Source organism: Bacteroides sp. PHL 2737 (genome assembly GCF_004115325.2).
GTDB lineage: Bacteria > Bacteroidota > Bacteroidia > Bacteroidales > Bacteroidaceae > Bacteroides > Bacteroides hominis.
On record NZ_CP040630.1, the window covers coordinates 2,326,058 to 2,350,449 of the forward strand.

The 24,392-nt window shown below is 36.5% G+C and carries 24 protein-coding genes; 21 read left to right on the top strand and 3 right to left on the bottom strand.

Features of this window, described 5'->3' with window-relative positions; all coding sequences use genetic code 11:
• The first annotated feature begins 200 nt into the window (after positions 1 to 200).
• From DBK98_RS09405 to DBK98_RS09485, 17 genes are all read left to right on the top strand, one after another.
• The gene (locus DBK98_RS09405) at positions 201 to 836 is read left to right on the top strand and encodes a class I SAM-dependent methyltransferase (RefSeq protein ID WP_005809936.1); all 636 of its coding nucleotides are present in this window, start codon (positions 201 to 203) and stop codon (positions 834 to 836) included.
• 700 nt (positions 837 to 1,536) lie between these two features.
• Complete coding sequence (gene upcY, locus DBK98_RS09410; protein WP_005809932.1) at positions 1,537 to 2,055, top strand: capsular polysaccharide transcription antiterminator UpcY; 519 nt, start codon at positions 1,537 to 1,539, stop codon at positions 2,053 to 2,055.
• 169 nt (positions 2,056 to 2,224) lie between these two features.
• On the top strand, positions 2,225 to 2,623 hold the full coding sequence (locus tag DBK98_RS09415; RefSeq protein ID WP_005775838.1) for a UpxZ family transcription anti-terminator antagonist: 399 nt from the start codon (positions 2,225 to 2,227) through the stop codon (positions 2,621 to 2,623).
• A 161-nt stretch (positions 2,624 to 2,784) separates the two neighbouring features.
• Positions 2,785 to 4,302 (top strand): lipopolysaccharide biosynthesis protein, encoded by a 1,518-nt coding sequence (locus DBK98_RS09420; RefSeq protein ID WP_005775839.1) that lies wholly within the window; start codon positions 2,785 to 2,787, stop codon positions 4,300 to 4,302.
• Positions 4,303 to 4,304: 2 nt separating this feature from the next.
• Positions 4,305 to 4,778 carry a MaoC family dehydratase gene (locus tag DBK98_RS09425; protein ID WP_005775841.1) on the top strand — a complete coding sequence of 158 codons (474 nt, stop codon included), beginning with the start codon at positions 4,305 to 4,307 and terminating at the stop codon, positions 4,776 to 4,778.
• On the top strand, positions 4,762 to 5,646 hold the full coding sequence (locus tag DBK98_RS09430; protein ID WP_005809929.1) for a CoA ester lyase: 885 nt from the start codon (positions 4,762 to 4,764) through the stop codon (positions 5,644 to 5,646). The genes DBK98_RS09425 and DBK98_RS09430 overlap by 17 nt, the downstream gene beginning before the upstream one ends.
• Positions 5,643 to 6,560 carry an AAC(3) family N-acetyltransferase gene (locus DBK98_RS09435; protein WP_005775843.1) on the top strand — a complete coding sequence of 306 codons (918 nt, stop codon included), beginning with the start codon at positions 5,643 to 5,645 and terminating at the stop codon, positions 6,558 to 6,560. The genes DBK98_RS09430 and DBK98_RS09435 overlap by 4 nt, the downstream gene beginning before the upstream one ends.
• Positions 6,561 to 6,574: 14 nt before the next feature.
• Complete coding sequence (locus DBK98_RS09440) at positions 6,575 to 7,123, top strand: acyltransferase (protein ID WP_005775844.1); 549 nt, start codon at positions 6,575 to 6,577, stop codon at positions 7,121 to 7,123.
• A 759-nt stretch (positions 7,124 to 7,882) separates the two neighbouring features.
• Complete coding sequence (locus DBK98_RS23190; protein ID WP_255504456.1) at positions 7,883 to 8,347, top strand: O-antigen ligase family protein; 465 nt, start codon at positions 7,883 to 7,885, stop codon at positions 8,345 to 8,347.
• A 1-nt stretch (position 8,348) separates the two neighbouring features.
• Positions 8,349 to 9,299, top strand: a complete 951-nt coding sequence (locus DBK98_RS09450) for a hypothetical protein (protein WP_005775846.1) — start codon at positions 8,349 to 8,351, stop codon at positions 9,297 to 9,299.
• Between the two features lie 6 nt (positions 9,300 to 9,305).
• On the top strand, positions 9,306 to 10,583 hold the full coding sequence (locus DBK98_RS09455) for a nucleotide sugar dehydrogenase (protein WP_005809923.1): 1,278 nt from the start codon (positions 9,306 to 9,308) through the stop codon (positions 10,581 to 10,583).
• The gene (locus DBK98_RS09460; protein ID WP_005809921.1) at positions 10,570 to 11,685 is read left to right on the top strand and encodes a glycosyltransferase; all 1,116 of its coding nucleotides are present in this window, start codon (positions 10,570 to 10,572) and stop codon (positions 11,683 to 11,685) included. The genes DBK98_RS09455 and DBK98_RS09460 overlap by 14 nt, the downstream gene beginning before the upstream one ends.
• A 12-nt stretch (positions 11,686 to 11,697) precedes the next feature.
• Positions 11,698 to 12,477, top strand: coding sequence for a polysaccharide deacetylase family protein (locus DBK98_RS09465; RefSeq protein ID WP_005809920.1), 780 nt, complete (start codon positions 11,698 to 11,700; stop codon positions 12,475 to 12,477).
• A gap of 54 nt (positions 12,478 to 12,531) precedes the next feature.
• Positions 12,532 to 13,755, top strand: a complete 1,224-nt coding sequence (locus DBK98_RS09470) for a glycosyltransferase family 4 protein (protein ID WP_005809918.1) — start codon at positions 12,532 to 12,534, stop codon at positions 13,753 to 13,755.
• Between the two features lie 16 nt (positions 13,756 to 13,771).
• Positions 13,772 to 14,536 (top strand): glycosyltransferase family 2 protein, encoded by a 765-nt coding sequence (locus DBK98_RS09475; protein WP_005809916.1) that lies wholly within the window; start codon positions 13,772 to 13,774, stop codon positions 14,534 to 14,536.
• The gene (locus tag DBK98_RS09480) at positions 14,533 to 15,552 is read left to right on the top strand and encodes an NAD-dependent epimerase/dehydratase family protein (RefSeq protein WP_005809914.1); all 1,020 of its coding nucleotides are present in this window, start codon (positions 14,533 to 14,535) and stop codon (positions 15,550 to 15,552) included. The genes DBK98_RS09475 and DBK98_RS09480 overlap by 4 nt, the downstream gene beginning before the upstream one ends.
• Before the next feature lie 3 nt (positions 15,553 to 15,555).
• Positions 15,556 to 16,512: a glycosyltransferase family 4 protein gene (locus DBK98_RS09485; RefSeq protein ID WP_005809911.1), complete on the top strand. Its 957-nt coding sequence runs from the start codon at positions 15,556 to 15,558 to the stop codon at positions 16,510 to 16,512.
• A gap of 133 nt (positions 16,513 to 16,645) precedes the next feature.
• Here the strand turns inward: DBK98_RS09485 and DBK98_RS09490 are convergent, their stop codons facing one another.
• Genes DBK98_RS09490 through DBK98_RS09500 form a run of 3 tightly spaced genes read right to left on the bottom strand, consistent with a single transcriptional unit; the run spans position 16,646 to position 20,912 of the window.
• On the bottom strand, positions 16,646 to 18,160 hold the full coding sequence (locus tag DBK98_RS09490; RefSeq protein ID WP_032536817.1) for a PepSY-associated TM helix domain-containing protein: 1,515 nt from the start codon (positions 18,158 to 18,160) through the stop codon (positions 16,646 to 16,648).
• A 13-nt stretch (positions 18,161 to 18,173) separates the two neighbouring features.
• Entirely contained in the window at positions 18,174 to 18,827 is a 654-nt protein-coding gene (locus DBK98_RS09495) for an HmuY family protein (protein ID WP_005809908.1), read from the bottom strand.
• A gap of 21 nt (positions 18,828 to 18,848) precedes the next feature.
• The gene (locus DBK98_RS09500; protein WP_005809906.1) at positions 18,849 to 20,912 is read right to left on the bottom strand and encodes a TonB-dependent siderophore receptor; all 2,064 of its coding nucleotides are present in this window, start codon (positions 20,910 to 20,912) and stop codon (positions 18,849 to 18,851) included.
• A 247-nt stretch (positions 20,913 to 21,159) separates the two neighbouring features.
• Between DBK98_RS09500 and hpt the strand changes: the two genes are divergently transcribed.
• From hpt to pgeF, 4 genes are all read left to right on the top strand, one after another.
• Positions 21,160 to 21,696: a hypoxanthine phosphoribosyltransferase gene (gene hpt / locus DBK98_RS09505; RefSeq protein WP_005809904.1), complete on the top strand. Its 537-nt coding sequence runs from the start codon at positions 21,160 to 21,162 to the stop codon at positions 21,694 to 21,696.
• Positions 21,697 to 21,755: 59 nt separating this feature from the next.
• On the top strand, positions 21,756 to 22,325 hold the full coding sequence (locus tag DBK98_RS09510) for an adenylate kinase (protein ID WP_005809902.1): 570 nt from the start codon (positions 21,756 to 21,758) through the stop codon (positions 22,323 to 22,325).
• An 85-nt stretch (positions 22,326 to 22,410) separates the two neighbouring features.
• Complete coding sequence (gene obgE, locus DBK98_RS09515) at positions 22,411 to 23,571, top strand: GTPase ObgE (protein ID WP_032529872.1); 1,161 nt, start codon at positions 22,411 to 22,413, stop codon at positions 23,569 to 23,571.
• A complete protein-coding gene (pgeF, locus tag DBK98_RS09520) occupies positions 23,568 to 24,380 on the top strand; it encodes a peptidoglycan editing factor PgeF (protein ID WP_005809899.1) in 813 nt (270 codons plus the stop codon). The genes obgE and pgeF overlap by 4 nt, the downstream gene beginning before the upstream one ends.
• The last annotated feature ends 12 nt before the right edge of the window (positions 24,381 to 24,392 follow it).

Here is a 24,392-nt window from a genome sequence, read left to right on the forward strand (position 1 = left end):
CAGACCTGTTACTGAATATATGAATATTTATTATTAATAGATATTGATAATGAAAGAGTTATGTTGTAATGTTTATGTAACATTTATGAAATAGAAACGAAATTCATACTGTGCTTCTATCGAATAAATTCCCTACTTTTAGGTATTGCCTGTTTATATGGAATCTGTAACTTTGTTTGTGAAACCAAAACAAATAATAAATGAAAAGGAAAAGCCTTATTAACAGAATCTTGCAGAATGTCCGTAAACCCGAAGGATTCTTTGGAAGAATGATACTCTGGGGAATGAATCAGGGACATGCTTCGTTGGCTCATTGGGGAATGTCTTGTATGGAGTGGCATCAGGGATGGAACGTGCTTGATATAGGTTGCGGTGGTGGTGCCAACCTGGCGCAAATCCTCAAATATTGCCCGCAAGGTAAGGCTTTTGGCATAGACATTTCACCGGAAAGTGTTGCTTTTGCACGAAAAAGAAACAGAAGGCAACTTGGTACACGTTGTTTTGTAGAGCAGGGGAGTGTCGATCAACTTCCATATTCCGATCACAGTTTTAATGTGGTCACCGCTTTTGAGACCATTTACTTCTGGAGTGACTTACAGCATACTTTTACTGAAGTGGCACGTGTCTTGAAGCCTGGCGGAGCATTTCTTATCTGTTGTGAAATGAGTGATCCGACGAATGAAGTATGGACCAGTCGTGTCGAAGGAATGGTGGTGTATTCCGATGATCAGCTGAAGACTATTCTTGTTAATGCCGGTTTTACCAATATAGCCATGTACCGCCGCAGAAAAGAGGAATTATGTATAATAGGGCATAAGAAAATGATGCAGTTGTAAAGGATACCGATGGTTAGCTTACTACTGAATGTATTAACAATGTTAATGGTAAGAAGAGAAGTTTAATTGCTTGCCGATAACTTATTAACTTCGTATTTTTATGAAGTTAATATCCTATGGTTACGAAGTTAACTTTAACACTGTGTTAAAGTTAACTTCCTATAATCATTTTATTAATACCCTGTTTGCAGGAAATCAGATGATTATATGTTTGTTGTTTAGTTCAGGTAGAATCATCCTTTTACATTTAAAATATGAAGTTGTCAATTTATCAAGTTAGCATTAATACTTCTTGTTACTTAATTAAATGCTTGTTTTTATATTTTTCTATAATACATATATTATAGTACTTCCCTTCTTTATGAAGATTTGAATTATACTTTTGATTTACATGGGTATAGCCATGTTTTGTGAAAATAATCTGTGAAAAGTTTTGGAGACTCGAAAGAAGGTTTTACCTTTGCAACCGAAAATATATATGCGTGTGAATACTCTTTTTTGAATCGAATATATATTTCAAATAAAATAATTCAACGTATCAGATGGTTCTCAAATCTGATGCGAATACTTTTTCTATATCCAATCATTAAAAAACTTAATTTGTAAATTGCTGAAAATAAGGCGTGTTTTTTGAATATTTCTGTTTTTAACAAATTTTCATCCTTAGTCATTACTGAAACTTTTTCTTACGAACGTAGTCTTGGAGACAACAGATAGCGATAAACATTGGTATGTCGTACTGACACGAACTAACTCAGAACGTAAAGTTCGGGATTATTTTCAATTGCAGGAGGTAGATACCTTTCTTCCTGTACAAAACCGTGTCATAGAGCGTGAAGGAAAACGCATTGAGCGTGAGCGCCTTTTGTTGCCCCGTATGGTTTTCGTTCATATCTCCCGTCAGGAAATGGCCGCCGTCCGAAGCACACTGAATGTATACGATTTCCTTCGTGATCGTTCCACCGGGGCTCCTACCTGTATCCCTGATGCGCAAATGGCTGATTTTCGCTATATGCTCGATTACTCCCAGGATCAGGTGATCCTGACAGGAGAGTCCATTCCCAAAGGTACTCGTGTAGTAGTTGCCAAGGGCGATTTACAAGGCTTGCGGGGAGAATTGGTCCGCTATAATAATAAATATCATATTTTAGTACGTATCGATATGTTCGGTAGCGCTATGGTGACTATTCCGGCCAGTTACGTCCGAAAGGATAAATAAAAACTATAAATGTAAAGAAAATACCATTATATGTAATGGCGATAACAATATATGTAACGGGTAATAACAATATATGTAATGTCCCGTTACGTCATTAGATACAATTCTCTTTTATATAAGTCAAAAACCGAAGAAAGAATCGACGAATCATAATTCATTCCTTTTTAAAATGAAAAATTCTCTGTGTAACTCTGTGTCCTCTGTTGTGAAAAAGCTTCTGGAGTATGGTGAGGACGGTACTCCTGTCTATGTGAATGAACTTACTGCGTTAAATCAGGAACTCCGTAATTTGTGTGCCGATCTTCTTCTCCGGAAGGGGGAATCTCCAGAAGAAGAAGCGGAAATACTTGTTGCCTTGTTCAAAGGTTACGATACCATGCTGTTTAATGTCTCCGCAGAGAATGAACAGGTTATTCAAGAGTTATTGGATCGTTCAATGGCTGTTTTAGAAAAACTTCCTGCCTCTGTTTTGAAATGTCAGTTACTGTTGGAGTGCTTTGAGCAGACGGGGGATGAGGAGCTGATAGCCAGCTTAGGGACCGTTCTGGATGTTATGGGTATAATGTAAGTCAGTTATGAAGTGTTTGTAGTGTATTTTTTTAATAAATATAGAGCTTAATTATTTTAAACTGTAAAAGTTTAATTGATAGATTTTTATTTTTTATAAGAATGGTGTAACTAATAGAATTTATCTCTCTTATTAGAATATTGTTTATAAATCCTTATTAAATGAATAAAGGGGGCAAGCATATTGCAAAGAATACTGTAATATTGTATTTACGTATGATGGTAACTATGTTGGTTACATTATATACATCAAGGATTATATTAGAAAGCCTTGGGATTGAAGATTATGGTATTTATAATGTTGTAGGAGGAGTTGTCACATTATTTTCATTTATTAATGGTGCAATGACAAGTGCAACTCAGAGATATATAACTTTTGCTATAGGAAAGGGTGATGCAATAGAACTTCCTAAAGTGTTTAGCATTAGTCTTTTATCGCATTTTTCCATAATAGCTATAGTATTGTTATTTTCGGAAACTATTGGATTATGGTTTTTAAACTCTTATATAAGTATACCTAATGGAAAAATAGTAGAGGCTAATTTGGTTTACCAATTTTCGATTTTGGCTTTTTGTTTTCAGATTATAAAGGTTCCATATGATGCAAATATAATTGCACAAGAGAAAATGTCTATTTATGCATATGTAAGTATTGCAGAAGTAATAATGAAGCTTTGCATTGCTTTCTTGTTGCAATTATTTTTTAGTGATAGACTTGTTTTGTATGCTTTCTTGATATTTTTTTCTTCTGTTCTATTTTACTTTATAAATAAACTTTTTTGTTTAAAAATATATCCTTATTGTAAATATCGTTTCTATTGGGATAAGAATATATATAAAGAATTGATGAGTTTTTCTGGTTGGAGTTTCCTTGGTCAGGTCGCTATTGTATTTTCTAGTCAGGGGAATAATATATTATTAAATATGTTTTATGGAGTAGTTGTCAATGCAGCATTAGGGATTTCAAATCAAGTAAATTCCGCATTGATGAGTTTTGTTAGTAATTTCCAGACGGCTTTTAAACCTCAAATAACTAAGTCTTATGCAAATAGTGATTTTGAATATCTTTTCAATATGATGTTCTATACATCTAAAATGTCATTCTATTTGATATATTTATTGGCTATTCCAATTATTTTTAATATAGATGCTATTTTACATTGTTGGTTAACTATTGTTCCAACTTATACTTCAAACTTTTGTATATTAATGATTATTTATTCATTAGTTGATGCTGTGACTGGTCCTTTTTGGATGGCTATTTTTGCAACTGGAAAAATAAAAAAATATCAAATAATATTGAGTTTGTTTGTTTTTTCAAGTATTATTTTGTCTTATTTTTTGCTTTATTTTGGAGGATCTCCGGAAAGTGTATTATGGATAAGAGTTGGTATAAATATATTAGTATTGTTGATTAGAGTTTATTTTGTAAAATATTTATTAGGAGTTCCTCTGGAGCTTTTTCTGCAAAAAGTGTTGTTCCCAGTTGGTTGTGTTGTCACATTAAGTATTCCTTTATCTTATCTAATATATATGCAAATTTATAATTTTCATTTTATTTTTATTCTTATCGTAATATTGCTATTAAATGGGGTTATAGTAATGTTTGCTGGTATAAATAAGAATGAAAGGGGGAAAATATATAATATGGTGTATAATTTAAAACTTAAAAAAGTGTAAATATGGAATCTCATGATATCGGTTTCTATTGGGATGACTTTGAGGTTGGGGGTACATTTGTTCATAGCCTTTCTAAGACAATTTTTGAAAGTGATAATAATCTTTTTTGTCTTTTGACAATGAACTATCACCCAGTACATACAAATGTTGATTATGCAGCTAAGAATCAACATGGTAAAGTATTAGTTGTTGGAACATTAGTTTTCTCTTTGGTTGTTGGAATGACTGTTCCTGATATTAGTGGCAAAGCGATTGCTAATTTATGCTATGAAGATATCCAACACTTGGGTCCTGTATTTATCGGAGATACCATATATTCTAAAACAATAATTCTTGAAAAGTATCCTTCTCATTCTAAAAAGGATAGAGGAATTGTTTATGTGAAAACGATTGGGTATAATCAGAATGGAGAGGAAATTATAAGTTTTAAACGTAAAGTTTTAGTAAAGCGAAGAGAATATGAGCCATCTATTTAGAAGTTTGATGTTTGTGCCTGCTCATAATGAGCGTTTATTGAATAGTGCATCTAGATCGGATGCTGATGTATTAATTTTAGATATAGAAGATTCTGTTCAGCCAGTGTCGAATAAGATAATAGCACGAAATAATATAGTTAAATATATTGGTGATCATATTTTTTTAAATCGTCCTATTTATCCTAGAATTAATGATAGAGAAAGTGGTGAATTATTAAAAGATATCTATGCGTTAACAATTCCGGGTGTTTCGGGTTTTATGTATCCTAAATCGACTAAAGGAGAAGATATATATTTTATTGGTAAGCTGCTGGAAACTGTAGAGTATGAAAAAGGTTTTCCTATTGGGACTTTTAAAATAATTCCTTTGATAGAAACAGCAGGGGCTATTGTAAATCTGAAAGATATTTGTACGGCATGTTCTAGAGTAGTGGCTGTTGCTTTTGGTTGTGAAGATTATGTAACGGACTTACGTGGAGAGCATGATGAAAAAGGAGAAAGTATATTTATGGCTAGATCTTTAATCTCAGCTTGTGCAAGAGCTTGTAACATTTATCCTATTGATACTGTTCACATCAAAGTACATGATTTAGAGGATCTAGAGAAAAATTTGATTTTGTCTAAAAAATTGGGATTTGAAGGTATGCTTGTATTAAATCCTAAAGAATTACCATTAGTACACAGATATTTTTCTCCTACTCAAGAAGAAGTTGAGTGGGCAAAAGAAATGTTAGCGTTAGCGTCTGACTCTGTTAGTGAGGGCAAAGGAGTTGCAGTCAAAGGAGATAAATTCATAGGACCTCCAATGGTGAAAATGGCTAATAATATACTGATGAAGCAACAATTAATAAAGGAAAAAGTACAATGATAACTTTTGATAGTTTGCGTAATGATTTAAAGATGTTAGGGGTTTCCAGTGGTGATTTACTTTTTTTACGAATATCTTACAAAGCTATTGGAAGGGTGGAAGGAGGACCGAAGACTTTTGTTGATGCTTTACTAGACGTAGTTGGGAAGGAAGGAACAATTGTTGTTACAGCTTTTCCTTCTAGATATAGTTCTTTTATGAGATTTTTTTATAAATATAATTTGTCTAATAAACTAATTTCTAAAACGGGAGCTATTTCTAATATTGTATTATCAAACCCGAATGTTTCTGTTTCTGCCCATCCTACTTTACCATTTGCGGTAATAGGTGCGAAAGCACAGGAATTGATAGAGCATAAAGATAATGATAGCTTTAGTAATTATGATATTTTAAAGAAAATGCTATCTATGAATGGAAAGTGTCTACGCATTGGAGGTGAACCTTTCGATGGGACAACACATATAGCTTTAACGGATTTTCTAAAAAAAATGGGATATTATCAAGTTAGAGAGTCTAGTGGACGATACTATTATAATAGTAAAAATAAAAAGATTTGGTATGATAAGCTACCTTCATTATTCTGTCCCCAAGGATTTTTCAATTTTTATCAGAAGAAATTGAAAGATTCGATTATTGTTTCATCTGGATATGTTGGTGAGGGAGAGGCGGTTATAACAGATATGTCTACTTCTTATAAAATTGAAAAAGAGCAATTGTTTAAGAATTCATATGCTTTATTTTGTGATGATCCAGATTGCATATGGTGTAGAGTATCTTATAGTTATTCCGATTTATCTTATTTTAATTATATAAATATTCAGCTAAAGCAATTATTTAAGAAAAGATCAAAAAAAGCACTGAAAAATATATACAAAGTGTTATTACTTATTTTTTTTGGGAAAAAGTGTCAATAAAACTGTTCTTTACTATGAAAATAAATGGGCAAGTATTTACAATAAAGCAACTGTTTTTTCTAATATTATATTATAGTATTTTATTCTACATGCCTTGTAGTACAAATCTTGTATTTGGAAAACTGATGAAACATTGGCGATATTTATGTTGCCGAAATATATTCTTGAAATGTGGTCGTAATGTTAATATTGAACGTAAGGCAATTTTTGGTTCTGGGAGGAATCTTGTCATCGGCGATAATTCTGGTATTGGAATAAATTGTTGTGTACCAGGAAATATAGTTATAGGTAAGAATGTAATGATGGGACCTAATGTTTATATTTTAGGACAAAATCATGAATTTAGTAGAATAGATATTCCAATGATTATGCAAGGTCATGCTAAAGTAAAACAAACGATAATTGAAGACGATGTATGGATTGGACGTGATGTGCTTATGACTCCCGGTAGAACCATACAAAAAGGAACAATTATTGCAGGGGGAACTGTCCTTTGTAAAGATTTTCCAGAATATTCAGTCGTTGGTGGGAATCCATCAAAGTTAATAAAGATAAGAAAATAGAATACAATATGATGACTATTTGTATTTCTAATCATAATCGATTAAATAATAGATATGACTATATGGTCATGTTAGTTATATTTACACTTATAGCTGGCAATTTAGGAGGGGCATTGCAGCCTATTAGATTAATCGGACTATTTTCGCTTCCATTTGTTCTGACTTTTTATTTATAATAATAAATTAAGATTTCGGAATATTCTATGTTTTTTATTCTATGTTTTTTTTATTCACTGGTAAGTCTATTTTGGACAAGTGATATCAATGAAGCTTTTAAGGAGTTTTTATTATTCGACACATATTTCGCTCTTTTTTTTACTTGTCTATCTTTCTTTTAATGCTAATCAACCCTATCGCTCAATAATTAAGGGCTGGCTCATTGCTTTTTATTTTCAGCAATTATTGCTGTTTGTGAAATTTTATTTGACATACATCTTCCGATGAATATTTATGAATCAGATTTATTATTAAATTCTGGGGTACTGTGATGCAAAAACAATATGCATCGGTTACATTTGGCAATTATAATGGTTATGTTACTTTTTGTGTTGTGTCTTGCCCTTCTTATTTGCATATATCTTGAGTGCTGTGAAGGTTAGGTGTTTATTATATGGCTGGCTATCTTTTATGTTAATGGCTTACATACTCTTAATCAATGCTTCAAGAGGTGGACTATTATCTTTATTGATCTGTTTTTGATCTTTTTTTTTTTTTTTAAACGAACAAACATAAAAATACAAGAAGATAATTTTCTTTATTTTGATTAGTTTTATATGTTGCACCATATACGTATATTCTGATATATTGCTTCTTCAAATCGTTTCAAGATTTGTTGAGTCAGAAGCTATTGTAAGCGATAGTTCTAGAACAGAACTTATTGAGTTTGCTTTTTCTCTATTTCTCAATTCGTACTTTTGTGGAACAGGGATAGGCAGTATTCAAGCTTCTTTAGAGACTCTTACCTCTGGTATAACTTTACCACATAATCTATTTATAGAAATTTTAGTACAATATGGATTGGTGATTTTCTTTTGTTTTTTATCATTATTATATTTTATATTTTTAAATATTCGAAAAGCTAAGGATTTGGTTATTCGTTATGTACTATGTGCAGCTTTATGTAGTTTGCCTGCTATGGCTGTAATAAATAGTTCTTATCTCTTATTTCCTGTAATATGGATCTATTTTTCCTCTTTGTTTGTATTTGTTACACTTGATAAATAATATGCTTGATTTTTATAACTATTGGTATGCTTCAATGCAGCATGAAGAGCACTCCTTTTTAAAGAAGATGCGAATTTATTCTGTTTTAAGATTTTTTATTCGAGTTTTAGCCAATATAACCATTCCGATTTATTACGTTCTTACTGTAAATAATAAGAAATATTCTTTATCGAGTGGGGAGCTTAAAAGTGAACGTATAATAGTGACTTTAACTTCGTTTCCTGCACGAATAAATCGACTTTGGTTAGTCATTGAGTCGTTGTTGAGACAGAGTCATAAACCTGATATGATTATTTTATGGTTATCGAAAGATCAATTTTCTAATCTTGATTTATTACCTAAGAGTCTGCTTAAATTGCGTAAGAGGGGGTTGCAAATCTTTTTAAGAGAGGGTGATTTACGTTCTTACAAAAAATTTTTTTATACGTTATCAGAATATCCTAATGATGTTATGATTACGGTGGATGATGATATTTTTTATCCGACTTCTGCTATAGAAGAGCTTTTAAAGGAAAGTTTAAGATATTCATGTCCTGTGGTTGTTTCTCGTTATTTTTCTGCTATTACGCAAGATAATCTAGGTAATTGTCTCCCTTATATTAAGTGGAAACAATTAACGAACAAATCAAGAGATAAAATATTTTTTGGTTCAGGTGGTGGAACTTTGTTTCCTCCAGGAGTATTGTACAAAGATGTTTGTAATATTGGTCTTTTTCAAAGGTTAGCACCTTTTGCTGATGACATATGGTTGAATGTGATGTGTCGATTACAAGGCACTAAAATAGTACCAGCTAAAGAACGAAGTGCAAGTCTATTACCAGTTATAAATTTAATAAATGTAGCATTGGCTGATAAAAATATAGGTAATAACTTGAATGATAAACAGATTAAGTCTGTTAGAGAATATTATCTAAAAAAAGGAATAGATCCTTTTGCTATAAATAATAAATAATAGAATATGGAGAAGATTAAGATTGCCGTAATAGGTCTTGGTTATGTTGGGCTTCCCTTGGCCCGATTGTTTTCGACAAAATATGAATGTATTGGTTTTGATCTGAACCAGTCTCGTGTTGATGCTTTAAATTCCGGTCATGATATGACTTTAGAGGTTTCTGACGACTTACTTCGGAAAGCGATAGAAAATGGTTTCAAATGTACCAGTAATATTGACGAAATAAGTAATTGTAACTTTTATGTTGTAGCTGTACCAACCCCTGTGGATTTGAATAATCGCCCCGATCTTACACCTTTGATTGGTGCGAGTACTACAGTCGGAAAAGTTATTTCAAAAGGGGATATTGTTGTGTATGAATCTACTGTATATCCGGGAGTAACAGAGGAAGAATGTCTTCCGGTAGTCGAAAAGGTGTCTGGGTTAACATACAATGTAGATTTTTATGCAGGTTATTCGCCAGAACGTATAAACCCGGGTGATAAAGAGCATACTGTTGAAAAGATTAAGAAAGTAACTTCCGGTTCGACTCCTGAGATTGCTGACATTGTTGATTCTGTTTATAATTCGGTGTTGGTTAACGGTACTCATAAAGCCCCTTCTATCAAAGTGGCTGAAGCTTCCAAAATAATAGAGAACTCCCAGCGCGATGTGAATATTGCCTTCATGAATGAACTCTCAAAGATCTTCAATGCAATGGGCATTGATACCAATGATGTTATTGAGGCTGCATCTTCCAAATGGAATTTTATCAAGTTGAAACCTGGTTTGGTCGGTGGTCACTGTATTAGTGTTGATCCTTATTATCTTATTCAGAAGGCCCAGGTTTATGGGGTACTCCCACGAATCATGTCTGCAGCAAGGCGTTTGAATGATGGTATGGGAGACTATGTCGCTAATCAGGTGATTAGATTAATGAATAAAAAAGGTATTCTTGTCAAAGATTCAAAGATTCTGCTTCTGGGTTTTACTTTTAAAGAAGATTGCCCTGACATTCGAAATACCAAGGTGATAGACATTTATTCTACCTTACATGAGTATACTTCTGACATTACCGTTTATGATGCTTGGGCTAATTCGGCTAAAGTGGCACATGAATATGGTATATTGATCCTGACTGCTGGTATTGATAATTTGGTTGGACAATTTGATGCGGTGGTGTTGTGTGTTGGACATAAAGAGTTCCGGCATATGAATATTCGCGGCTTTCTCCGTTCTGATATGGGTGTTGTTTATGATGTTAAAGCTGTATTGAGTAAAGATATAATAGATGGCAGATTATAATTCTTCTATTTGTTGTATTTTTAATATAGGGACTCACTATCGCAATCCTATATATTCAAAAATGTCTTCGGAGCTTCCCTGTGATTTTTATTTTGGCGATCGTTTATTGACGCCAATAAAGAAAATGGATTATACCCAATTGAACCATTTTCGCTCAGAATTGCATAACAAATATTTATTTTCTCAGTTTTATTGGCAATCTAAATCTGTCCGGTTAGTCTTTAAACCCTATACTTATTATGTATTGGATGGAGAACCTTATTGTTTGTCTTCATGGGTTATCCTTTTCTGGGCAAAACTTTTAAATAAGAAAACAGTAGCTTGGACTCATGGTTGGTATGGCAGAGAAAGTATTGTAAAGAAGGTTATAAAAAAGTTGTTTTATTCTTTGTTTTCTGAGTTGATGGTTTATGGCGAATATGCTATTTCCCTGATGTCAAAAGAAGGCTTTGATAAATCAAAGATGGTTTGTATTGCAAACTCTTTGGATTATGATAATCAGTTGAAAATCAGATGCAATTTGTCGCCTTCTTCTATTTATTCTACTCATTTTTCCAACTCCTATCCTGTATTATTCTATATTGGGCGTGTGCAAAAATCGAAGAAATTGGAATATATAATCCAAGCTATGGATATCTTGAAACAGAAAGGGTTTCCGGTAAATCTTGTTGTTGTCGGTAAAGATGTGGATGGGGTTCATCTTGATTGTGAAATAGCTAAATATAATCTTGGCTCTCATGTCTGGTTATATGGACCTTGTTATGACGAGATGCGCATAGGAGAGATGTTCTATAATGCGGATGTTTGTGTGTCTCCTGGGAATGTTGGCTTGACTGCTATCCATTCTCTGACTTATGGTTGTCCTGTCATAACACATAATAATTTTCCTTTCCAAGGTCCTGAATTTGAATCTATAATTCAGGGAAAAACGGGGGATTTTTTCCAGGAAAATGATGTAAACAGTTTAGCTGATACCATTCAGAAATGGTTAAGTCGGAGTTTATATAGTAGAGATGATATCCGGCAGTTTGCCTATCAGACAATTGATACTAAATGGAATTTATATTACCAAATGGATGTCCTCAAAAAAGTTTTTTCTTAAAACAAATTAAGGATGAACAATTTTCGAAGTTTAGTTAGAAATGGTATTTTGGATATTTTAGGAACGTTTTCGCGTCCTCAGAATGGAATTCATATATTGAATGGACATATGATATGTCGCGGAGCGGTCAGCGATCAAGCTAAAGATTATTTTTCTTACCAGTTAAAGCAACTTTCTCGTTATGTGCATTTTATACGAGTGGAGGAAGCCACTTCTCTAATCCTCAATCATAAAAGTGTCGATGAACCTTTGGTTGCCTTTACATTTGATGATGGTTTTATGGAATGTCATTCAATGATAGCACCTGTTTTGGAACAGTTTGGGGTGAATGCGGCTTTTTTTATCAATCCTAATTTCGTAGATGGGGATGATGTGTATATTCAGAATTTTACAAATAATATAGTTCTTACTCCCGGTAAGATTCCAATGCGCTGGGCAGAGATAAGAGATTTACAGTCGAGGGGACATGTTATTGGTGCACATACAATGGATCATTATATGATTAATGATAATGATTTGGCAGAATTGGATAAACAAATAGGCTGTTGTAAATCAGTTATTGAACATAAACTTTCTACTCCTTGTGAATATTTTGCTTTTCCATACGGCCGTTTGGAACATGCTAATCAATCTTCGATTGATATTGCATGTAAGTATTACAAATATGTGTTTTCTCAATCGGATTATAAACATTACTTTTCTTTTGATGGTCGTGTAATTAACAGACGCCATTTTGAGCCCTTTTGGCCCGTGAAACATGTTTCTTATTTTTTGAGTTGCCATAAAAAATAGGGGACTTTAATTAGTCTTTTCGATCTTGTTCTCTTCTATTTGATCACTACGATAGTGAAAACTCTCTTTCAAATAAATGTTGTTGCTAACTCTGGTTCCACCGGCCATATTGCAGAGGAGTTAGGGCGTTTGGTTATTGCTTCTGGCTGGAAAAGTTATATTGCTTACGGTCGTTGGGCCTGTCCCAGCCAATCTATGTTGATTAGGGTTGGAACTAGATTTGATCTCTTTGTCCATGGCTTGAAATCCATGTTGTTTGACAGGCATGGTTTTGGTTCACGGAGAGCTACCTTGCACTTAATTTCAAAAATAGAGAAAATAAAACCGGACATAATCCATTTGCATAATCTTCATGGCTATTATTTAAACTGTGAGGTTTTATTTGACTATCTATCTACAGCTAAAATACCTGTTGTTTGGACTTTGCATGATTGTTGGAGTTTCACGGGACATTGTGTCCATTTTCAGAATATCGGGTGTGAGAAGTGGAAGACAGGTTGTTTTGCATGTCCCAATATACGAGATTATCCCAAAGCTTTAGGTTGTGATAACTCTCGTATGAACTATATAGAAAAGAAGAGATTGTTTACTTCGGTTGAACGTATGATGATTGTACCTGTTTGCAATTGGCTAAGTGATATGTTGAGTAAGTCATATCTTTCTCAAATAAAACGGCAGACTATTGTTAACGGGATTGATTTGAAAGTGTTTACTCCAAAAGGTAATCGTGATGTGATAAAAAGTAATTTAGGTGTAGGGACACGATACATGATTTTAGCTGTTGCTACGGTTTGGGGGACTACGAAGGGATTTGATGATCTTATATACCTAAACTCTTTATTACCAGATAAGAGTGTCATTGTTGTGGTGGGGCTAACCATAAAACAAATAAAAAAATTGCCTGGTAATATGATTGGTATAGAGAGAACGGAGAATATTAATCAGTTGGTTGAAATATATTCTGCTGCAGATATTTTTATAAACCCGACATATCAAGATACATTACCTACAGTCAATATTGAAGCGCTTGCTTGTGGTACTCCTGTTATAACTTATGATACCGGAGGCAGTGCTGACATTGTAGATTCTGATACGGGAATGGTTTTAAAACGTGGGGATATTCATACGTTATTAGAAAAGATTTTAGAAATAAGAGAAAGAGGTAAAGAGTCTTATATAACAAAATGTCGCCAAAGAGCATTACAATTTTTTGATAAGTCAAAGCAGTTGAGTTACTACTTGTCTCTTTATGATCAATTACTAAATAAAGAAAGATAGTTCTTCTTTCATAGTTATGAAAATATCCCTTGTTACTGTCACTTTTAATAGTGCTAAAACGCTTCGTGATACGATTCATTCTGTTCTTTCGCAGTCTTATACTAATATAGAATATATAATAGTGGATGGTTTGTCTAATGATGAAACCGTTGCACTTATTAAAGAATATGAACCTTTATTTCAGGGTCGTTTGAAATGGATAAGTGAGAAAGATAAGGGACTCTATGATGCTATGAATAAAGGGATTCGAATGTCTACCGGGGATATTGTCGGGATTATTAATTCGGATGATTTTTATCATAGAGAAGATGTTTTAGAGAAAGTTGCTCAATCGTTTGAAGTTGGTGAAACAGAGGCGATTTATGGAGATGTACGTTTTGTAAACCCTGATAATTTGGATAGGACAGTTCGCTATTATTCTTCTAAAAGGTTTGTCCCATCCTTGTTTCGATTCGGATTTATGCCTGCCCATCCAACATTTTTTACATATAGAAAATATTTTGACCTGTTTGGCTATTATAAAACAAATTATAAAATAGCTGCTGATTATGAATTGCTTGTTCGTTTTTTATATGTACATCGGTTAAAAAGTAAATATTTGCCTTTGGGTTTTATGAAAATGAGAACAGGAGGTGCGAGTACAGCTTCTATTAAGAGTAATATCTTATTGAATAAAGAGATAGTAAGGGCATGTAAGGAGAATGGAATATGGACTTGTTATCCCTTGCTTTTATTAAAATATTTAGTAAAAGTGTTTGAACTGATTTTTATAAAAAAATGAATATACTTATTTCTGGAATTCATGGTTTTATAGGCTCTAATTTTATTGGGGCTTTGAAAGATAAACATACTTTGTATGGGCTTGATATTGTTTTTCCTGCTAAAGATGGGGTCGTTAATACTTTTTCTTGGCGAGATATCGAACCCACATCTTTCCCTTTTCAAGCCCTTCCTCAGTTTGATGCCATTATTCATCTTGCCGGAAAGGCTCATGATACGAAAAACCAATCGGTTGCTCAGTCTTATTTTGATATCAATACTGGTTTGACTCAAAAGATCTTTGATTTCTTTTTGGAGTCTTCTGCCAAGAAATTCATTTTCTTTAGTTCGGTGAAAGCTGCTGCCGATAGCGTAGTGGGAAACGTACTTACTGAAGACGTGATTCCGACCCCGGTTGGTCCTTATGGGGAGAGCAAGATTAAGGCGGAAGAGTATATAAAAGAGCATTTTATGTTTCCAACTGCTTCTATTGATGAGGATCAGTCTTTGCGGTTGGGGAAAGATAAGGGGAGGACGGCTATGAATAAACAGGTATATATCCTTCGTCCCTGTATGATTCATGGCCCTGGAAACAAGGGAAATTTAAATTTATTATATAACGTAGTGAAGAAGGGAATCCCTTGGCCTCTTGGCGATTTTGATAATCGTCGTTCGTTTACTTCAATCGATAACCTTTGTTATGTGATTGAGGGGCTTTTGAATCAGGATGTACCTACGGGCATCTACCATATGGGAGATGATGAAGCTCTGTCAACGAATGAACTGATTGGCATCATGTGTGAAGCAATGGGAAAAAAGCCGCATATCTGGAAGATGAACAAAGGGCTTATGGAAGGATGTGCCGGCTTGGGTACTCTGCTGCATTTACCTTTGAATACGGAAAGACTTCGTAAACTGACGGAGAATTATGTAGTAAGTAACGCTAAGATCAAAGCCGCTCTCGGGATTGATAAAATGCCTGTGACAGCTAAAGAGGGGTTGATGAAGACCATTCGTTCATTTGAAGAAACTAAATAACTTATGTACTATCTAATCATCTTAGTTCTGCTATTCCTGGCAGAACTTTTTTATTTCCGTATTGCGGATAAGTGTAACATTATCGATAAGCCTAACGAACGTAGTTCACATACCCGGATTACACTGCGTGGTGGAGGAATCATCTTTTATTTTGGGGTGTTGGTCTATTTTCTCACAAACCACTTTGAATATCCATGGTTTATGCTGGCTTTGACTCTGATAACTTTTATCAGTTTTATAGATGACATTCGTTCTATTTCGCAAGGATTGCGTTTAGTCTTTCATTTTACGGCAATGGCTTTGATGTTTTATCAATGGGGATTGTTTAGCTTGCCTTGGTGGACAATCCTTGTTGCCCTGATCATTTGTACTGGGATTATTAATGCTTACAACTTTATGGATGGCATTAATGGCATAACAGGCGGATACTCATTGATCATTCTGATAGCATTGGCCTATATAAATAGGGTATATGTTCCATTTGTTGAAACGGACTTTATTTATACTATGCTTTGCGCAGTATTGGTCTTTAATTTTTTTAATTTTCGCAAGAAAGCGAGATGCTTCGCCGGTGATGTTGGGTCGGTCGGTATAGCTTTTGTGATCCTTTTTCTGATCGGAAGTTTAATTATCAAAACAGAGAATTTTAGTTGGCTCGTATTACTTGTTGTATATGGAGTAGATAGTGTGTTGACTATCATTCATCGATTGATGCTTCACGAAAATATTGGTCTGCCGCACCGGAAACACTTATATCAGATTATGGCTAATGAATTGAGAATACCGCACGTAGCAGTATCGTTGGTGTATATGATTGCGCAATTTGTAATTATCATCGGGTATTTATATTGCCGGGATTATGGTTATTGGTATTTATTGGGTTGTATCATCTTGCTGAGTGGAATATATATTATTTTTATGAGCAAATATTTTCACTTACATCTTTTACCTAAAAGATAATTATTATATTTATGATAATTGGGGATATGGTCGTTATTAATCCTTTCATAGTTGGAGGATATGTCTGATAATCCCTTCTATAAGCTATAACTTACTTTTCCGGTTTCTATAAACTGTTTTAATAAGGATGCAATTAATGCATCCTTATTTTTTTACTTCGTCTATGGTGTCTTTTATACACGATATATCCTGAAACGAGAATCAACGTTAGCAGAAGTCCGGAGATAAAAACGAATAGATCCGAGAAAACACCTAAGAAAGGTGAATAGCAGCGACCGACATGGAGTTCTAAGCAGAAATTCCATAATGACATGGGTTGCTGTTGCATAAAAACAGGCATTGCCGGCAATGCTAAATTATTCTCTTTATTGCGTGCTCCGTTGTCGTATTCGAAGATTACCTCCCGCGTGATTAAATCGTCGGTGAATCCGTTAACGAGACTGCCGCCGAGTGGTCTCCCGTAAGTTGCTGCCGGGGGGTGCCCTGTATAATAATCGAGAACACTTCCTGTAGATGGGTTCCAGATAAACAGTCCGCTGAAAGAGCCGATTAACCATTCGTCCGGGTTTTTCGGATAAAACACATTAACTCCCATAGGACTTACTGGTGGGGTTCGTTTTAATTTAACCGGTGGCAGTGTAAAGTCTTTTATAAGATAGAAATCGGTTGACGAAGACAATAACCAGACATTTTTTGATGCGTCCCATCGGATACTGCGGAGTTTGTCATGCCACGGATTGTCTGAATCAAGAGTTGTTCCGGGGATGGGGTTCGTGTTCACCAGAACAAAAGGTATCATTAAGGGCGGTCGGAGACACATACCCGTAACAGATAACAATATGGTCAGTACGATCAGCCATGTACCCAATTTATTGTGCCAGTTCAGTGAAGTTTTCAAGGCCTTTGCCTGTGTTTTGACAGGGAGCCTTTTTCTGTGTCTTCGGCGAATGAATGAGGGAAGAAAAGTATATATGATTCCCGTTATACTGAGAATGATTAATACTACTCCCAGAAAATCAACTACCAGTTTGCCGGGTGTACCGAACAACTCTCCGCTATGGAGGAGCCAGATGGTACGGAATAAGGAGGTTTTCGGTGAATAACTCGCGGGGGCTTTTAATTCTATTTTTTTGAATTGATGGTAAGGAGATACACTGGTATACAGATTAGAACGTGTGAGCACGACCAGAGTATCTCCGCGTTGGGTTATATCAGAGATTCGTTCTTCATTTCCGGATATCGGATACTCCTGCCATTTGTTTTTGTCCAGGAGATAGACAGAGTATAATCCGGCACACCAAATATCGTTATTGGCAAGGCGGATGATATTACTTATTTTGCGATTGTCGATTCCCCGAACCAGACCTTGGTTGAAATCGGTAAAGGTGATGAAACAGGAGTCTGTTTGCCAGACTCCTGCATTACCATATGCCAGAATTTTCCCATCAGGAAGGCGTAATGTTCCTTTTATAATTCCATTATTCCAGTTTCTGTAGTGATAGCTTTCCGGCATCCAGTTTCTGTTGACTTCAACTTTTGAAAAAAGTGTACGGTGATTGAGTACAATGCCTGAGAAACAGAACATCAGGATAAAGAAGCTAAAGAACAAACCTACCCATTTATGGTATTTCTTCCAGAAATTTTTCATTAGAGATTGTTACTTAGTTTAAATTGGTACTGCCATTCGGCTGAATGGTGTATTCAAAGGAATAAATGCCACTATTGCCTTCGTCATCATAAAAACTTTTGGCTTTTAGTTTTGCATATTTCCCACTGGCTGTGCGGACGATAAATACATAATCACTTGGCGTGTAAGTGGGAGGGGGGCCGGCAAAAGTGATTGCTTTACAAAGTACTTCGTTGGCAGTAGACTCCATGGTAGGAGGAGGAAATCCGGTGCCGGGAGCGGTAATGGTATAGGATGCATCGACAGTGAATGTTCCTTGAGGAACTGTCGTACAGGCTGCCATATCTTTGATATTCGTGAGTAAAGCACCGCCTTTTCCCTTACCGGACGCGCCGCTGTTGGTACGCACATTGTAACGGTTGAATGCGATATCCCAATCTGTGTTTTCGGCATGGGCTTCTTCACTGATGTTTACTTCTTTTCCTTTTTCAAGTGAATAATAAATCCAGTCGTTCCCATATGCTGTTTTCCGGCTCAGGCTTACCTGTTTTACCGGTAAAGCACCTCCCCCCTGTGAGGGATCGTCGGGCAGAGAACCGTTATTGTCACCTGAGCAGGAGGTGCTGATAAATGCTGATAGTACGCCAAATAATAGAATGGCGAATCTGAATTTGCTTTTGTTGTTCATACTTGTTTTAGTTTAATTTATTTATAGTGTATAATTACATGCGATAAAATAATTTCTTCCCGGTGAGGTAGAGGTATTGAAGGTTACCCGGTCTGAGGTATAATCGAACAGGTTGGTTATTCCTGCCGTGATTCTCAGGTTCTGCATGATGTATTGTGACACCGTCAGATCCCAAAGACAATAGGGGTTCACCTTAGCCTGATAGTAGGCTTCTACTTTCTTTCCCTCTATTTCGAGTTCGTCCAATACGTCGAATCTCTTTTTTCCCATGATATTGCCGGACAGATTGACAACTGTGGCATAACGGGGGATACGTGTATTGTATTCGGCACGGATGTTGCCGGAATGTGGACTGGAAGAACTTAACCGGACTCCGTCAGCGTCTTTGCTTGTGTAGAGGTAATTGTAAGCTCCGTGTACATTGATGTGTCTGTTTATCTGTACCTTGCACATGGTTTCAACTCCTGCCAGATGACTTTTCCCCACATTGGTATAATGGAGTTCGGTTTGGTCATTACTCCACATTCCTTCTATTTTGTTTCGGAACCAGTTACTGTAGATGTTGGTATTGATATTGATCCAACTATTCACGTACTCTCCTGAAAGTGATATATAATTGTTGGTTTCAGGTTTCAGTTTACTGTTGCCATATATCCAGAACATCCCCAGGTGATCCCAGTTCATATAGAGTTCTTTAATGCTGGGTGAACGGTATCCGCGTGCATAATTGAAGCGGACTGTGAATGGGAATACTTTATACATGACAGAGGCTTTGGGAGTGACGTTGGCACCATATTTTTCGTGATAGTCACATCGCAGTCCCGCCACAACGGAGAATTGCTTGTTGATACTCCAATCGTCCTGGAGGAAAGCGGTAGCATACCATTGGCTTTTGTTCTCTTTTACACCGGTTTCGAATTTATCACTGAACAATGACTCTCTGTAAAATTCCAAACCGCCCGTGATGGTCTGTTTGTCCAATGCAGTGGTAGTGTAAACGACGCGTGGCTGAATAATATTGTTTTTATATTCAAGGCGGCGCCCGCTTTTCAATTCGTATTTATCATAACGATTGTAATGGTCGGTATGAATAGAAGCAACCAGAGCCGATTTATCGGAAATCGTATAGTCTATTGTGCCCCCATAAGTATAGTCTTCTGATTTTTCGAAAATGTTATCTGCTTGAAAATCATACTTGTTTAGCATATAATAGCTTCCCTTTAACTGGACCTTCAGTCGTTTACTGAAACGATAATCCATTTTATGGGTTACTTGCACGTCTTCGTATCCCGATATGCTGGTGGGAGTTGTGTTGAGTTCTTCGGTAATTGTGGTGTTATAGGCCGGGAAGAATTTTACCAACGGCTTTTTGTCATATAATTGATATCCGTCGAAACTTTTATAAAGTATATCGGTGTTCATCGTGAATTTTCCTAAGTTTAATCCAAGGGATAAATTGGTGTTCAGATTGGGTTTATCTAAATGGGTCCGGTACTTGTATTGTGAATGGTCCTTGGGGGTATCTTTATAATTTTGCTGGTTTTTTCCCGCATAACGTATCTCTGCGGAGGCTTCAAACTTCTTTTTAGCTTTACGGGTAATGATATTGATGACTCCACCCATAGCTTGTGAGCCGTAAAGGGCAGAAGAGGCCCCTTTGACTATTTCGATATGGTCAATATTATAAAGATTGATTCGTGAATAGTCAATGTTGCCACCGTTTTCTCCTGCTATGCGTTCACCGTCTATCAGGAAAAGGATATGTTTGGAGCCCAAGCCCTGTATGTCGATACTGGTTCCATAACCGACTTCCTGAAAATTGAGTCCGGGTACTTCCTGGGTCAAGAGATCCTGGATGTTACCGGTTCCCCTTTCTTCTATTTGTTTTGCGGTGATTACCTGAGTGATAACTGGTGTGTTTTTTATTTTTTTTTCAGTTCGGGTGGCTGTAACCACAATTTGTTCAAGGTTGAAAGGATCATCATTCATATAAGAAACTGTGTCCTTTTCTTGCCGTACATTCTGTGCTGCTAAAGGGAGTGCACCTATAAAAGTCAGTAGTAATGCAAATTTTGTTCTTATCATAATCTTTGTTTTTGGAGCAGCAAAGATATAGGGTACTTAAAGAGTGTGAAATACCTAAAAATAGGTAAAAGACAGATGACGATTAATACTAATTCCATCGAAATAATTAGTTCAGCTTCCGGATGGCTTTTCTCACCTCGCATATCGGAGGGATTCTGCCGCTTCTCTTAAAGAATTTGCAGGAGATGGTGTAAGGAGTGGAATAAAAATCGTATTTTTGCAACCAACTTTTTTAAAATAACCGGTTATGAATACCATTCAGATAAAAGATAAACTATTCACTGTTTCTATCAAGGAACAAGAGATTCAAAAAGAAGTGATTCGCGTGGCGAATGAAATTAATCGTGACCTGGCAGGTAAGAACCCTTTGTTCCTCAGTGTGTTGAATGGTTCGTTCATGTTTACTGCCGATTTGCTGAAACATATAACGATTCCCTGCGAAATTTCATTTGTAAAGTTAGCCTCTTATCAGGGAGTATCGTCTACCGGTACTATTAAAGAAGTGATCGGTATCAATGAAGATATAGCGGGACGTACTGTTGTTATCGTAGAAGATATTGTAGATACGGGACTGACTATGCAGCGTTTGCTGGAAACACTGGGAACGCGCGGGCCACAGGAAATCCACATTGCTTCGTTGCTGGTAAAGCCGGATAAGCTTAAGGTGGATCTGAATATTGAATATGTCGCAATGAATATTCCCAATGATTTCATTGTAGGATACGGACTCGATTACGACGGTTTCGGGCGTAATTATCCGGATATTTATACAGTTATAGACTAACATAAAATAAATAATAGGTATACCAGTAATGGTAAAATGTAGAATTATAAATTAACAAGATGCTGAACATTGTAATTTTCGGTGCTCCCGGTTCAGGAAAGGGAACACAAAGCGAACGTATTGTAGAGAAATACGGAATTAACCACATTTCAACAGGAGATGTATTGCGTGCAGAAATTAAAAACGGCACAGAGCTGGGTAAAACAGCTAAAGGCTACATTGATCAGGGACAGTTGATTCCGGATGAATTGATGGTAGACATTCTGGCAAGCGTATTCGATAGCTTTAAGGATAGTAAAGGGGTTATTTTTGATGGTTTCCCAAGAACTATTCCGCAAGCTGAGGCGTTGAAAGTGATGTTGAAAGAACGTGGACAGGATATCTCTGTGATGCTGGATCTGGATGTTCCGGAAGAAGAGTTGATGACTCGTCTGATTAAGCGTGGTCAGGAATCAGGTCGGGCTGATGATAATGAAGAGACTATCAAAAAGCGTCTGGTTGTATATAATACACAGACTTCACCGTTGAAAGAGTATTATAAGGGCGAAGGCAAATACCAGCATATCAATGGTCTTGGAACCATGGAAGGTATCTTCGAAGATATTTGTAAAGCGGTAGATACATTATAATTATATATGTGCCGATGTGCTCATTAAGATGATAGCATGGATTATGGGTATGTCGGCACATGATCACATTGAAAATTTATTGATTATGGCTGAATCGAATTTTGTTGATTACGTAAAGATATACTGCCGCTCGGGTAAGGGTGGAAGAGGCTCTACGCACATGAGGCGAGAAAAATATACTCCTAACGGTGGTCCCGATGGAGGAGATGGTGGTAGAGGAGGCCATGTTATCCTGCGTGGTAACCGGAACTACTGGACATTGCTTCACCTGAGGTATGACCGTCATGCTATGGCCGGTCATGGAGAATCGGGGAGCAAGAACCGCAGTTTTGGTAAAGACGGCGCAGATAAGATTATTGAAGTCCCCTGTGGTACGGTAGTTTACAATGCCGAAACGGGAGAATATGTATGTGATGTTACGGAACATGGACAGGAAGTCATTCTCCTGAAGGGTGGCCGAGGCGGATTGGGAAACTGGCATTTCAAGACAGCTACCCGTCAGGCTCCCCGTTTTGCCCAGCCGGGTGAACCGATGCAAGAAATGACAGTGATCCTTGAATTGAAGCTGTTGGCAGATGTAGGTCTGGTTGGTTTTCCGAATGCCGGAAAGTCTACGTTATTGTCGGCTATTTCTGCGGCAAAACCCAAAATAGCTGATTATCCGTTTACTACTTTGGAGCCTAACCTGGGTATTGTGTCTTACCGTGACGGACAGTCGTTCGTGATGGCAGATATTCCGGGAATTATCGAGGGAGCCAGTGAGGGTAAAGGGCTTGGATTACGATTCTTACGTCACATTGAACGTAACTCTTTATTACTGTTTATGATACCGGCAGATAGTGACGATATCCGTAAAGATTATGAAGTGCTGCTAAACGAGCTGAAAACGTTTAATCCGGAAATGCTGGATAAGCAACGGGTACTCGCAGTCACTAAAAGTGATATGCTCGATCAGGAGTTGATGGATGAAATAGAGCCGACATTGCCTGAGGGAATCCCTCATGTGTTCATTTCGTCCGTATCCGGTCTGGGTATCTCAGTATTGAAGGATATTCTGTGGACGGAACTGAATAAAGAGAGCAATAAAATAGAGGCTATTGTGCATCGTCCGAAGGATGTCAGCAGACTGCAACAGGAACTCAAAGACATGGGAGAGGATGAAGAACTCGACTATGAGTATGAGGACGATAGTGATGAAGATGATCTGGATTACGAATACGAAGAAGAAGATTGGGAAGATAAATGATTTCACTCACCGACGATAAGAAAATGTTGGGGTATAGGCTGTTGGGCGCATACCCCAACATTTCTCATTTTGTGACGACCCGACATGGAGGTTATAGTGAGGGAGCGTATACTTCTTTTAATTGTTCTCCTTACTCGGGGGATGAATTTGAAAAAGTAAAAAAGAATCAGCTTTTATTGTTTCAATCGCTACCGCAAGTACCGAAACATCTGATCCTCCCTTTCCAGACGCATGGAACAAAAGTGCTTCTGATTAATAAGGATTTTCTGGAGACTTCTATAGAATGTCAACAGGAAATGCTGGACGGGATAGATGCATTGATTACTAATGAACCGGGTTGTTGTATCGGTATTTCAACGGCAGATTGTATTCCGGTACTGCTATATGATAAAGTACATGGGGGTGTAGCAGCCGTACATGCCGGATGGCGGGGAACTGTGGGGTATATCGTGGGACACACGCTTGAGAAAATGCGGGCGGCATTTGGTACGGAGGGACGGGATGTGATTGCATGTATCGGCCCGGGTATTTCTATTCAATCATTCGAAGTAGGGGACGAAGTTTATGAAGCTTTTCGTTTGAATGGTTTTGATATGTCGCGTATCTCTTTCCGACATTCGGTTACCCATAAGTACCATATTGACTTATGGGAGGCAAACCGGCAGCAACTATTAGACTTTGGTGTGCCGGGAGTTCAGATTGAAGTAGCGGATATCTGTACTTACATCCATTATGAAGATTTCTTTTCAGCGAGAAGATTAGGCATAAAGTCCGGACGTATTCTATCGGGTATTATGATAAACTGCTGATGGACAAAATTT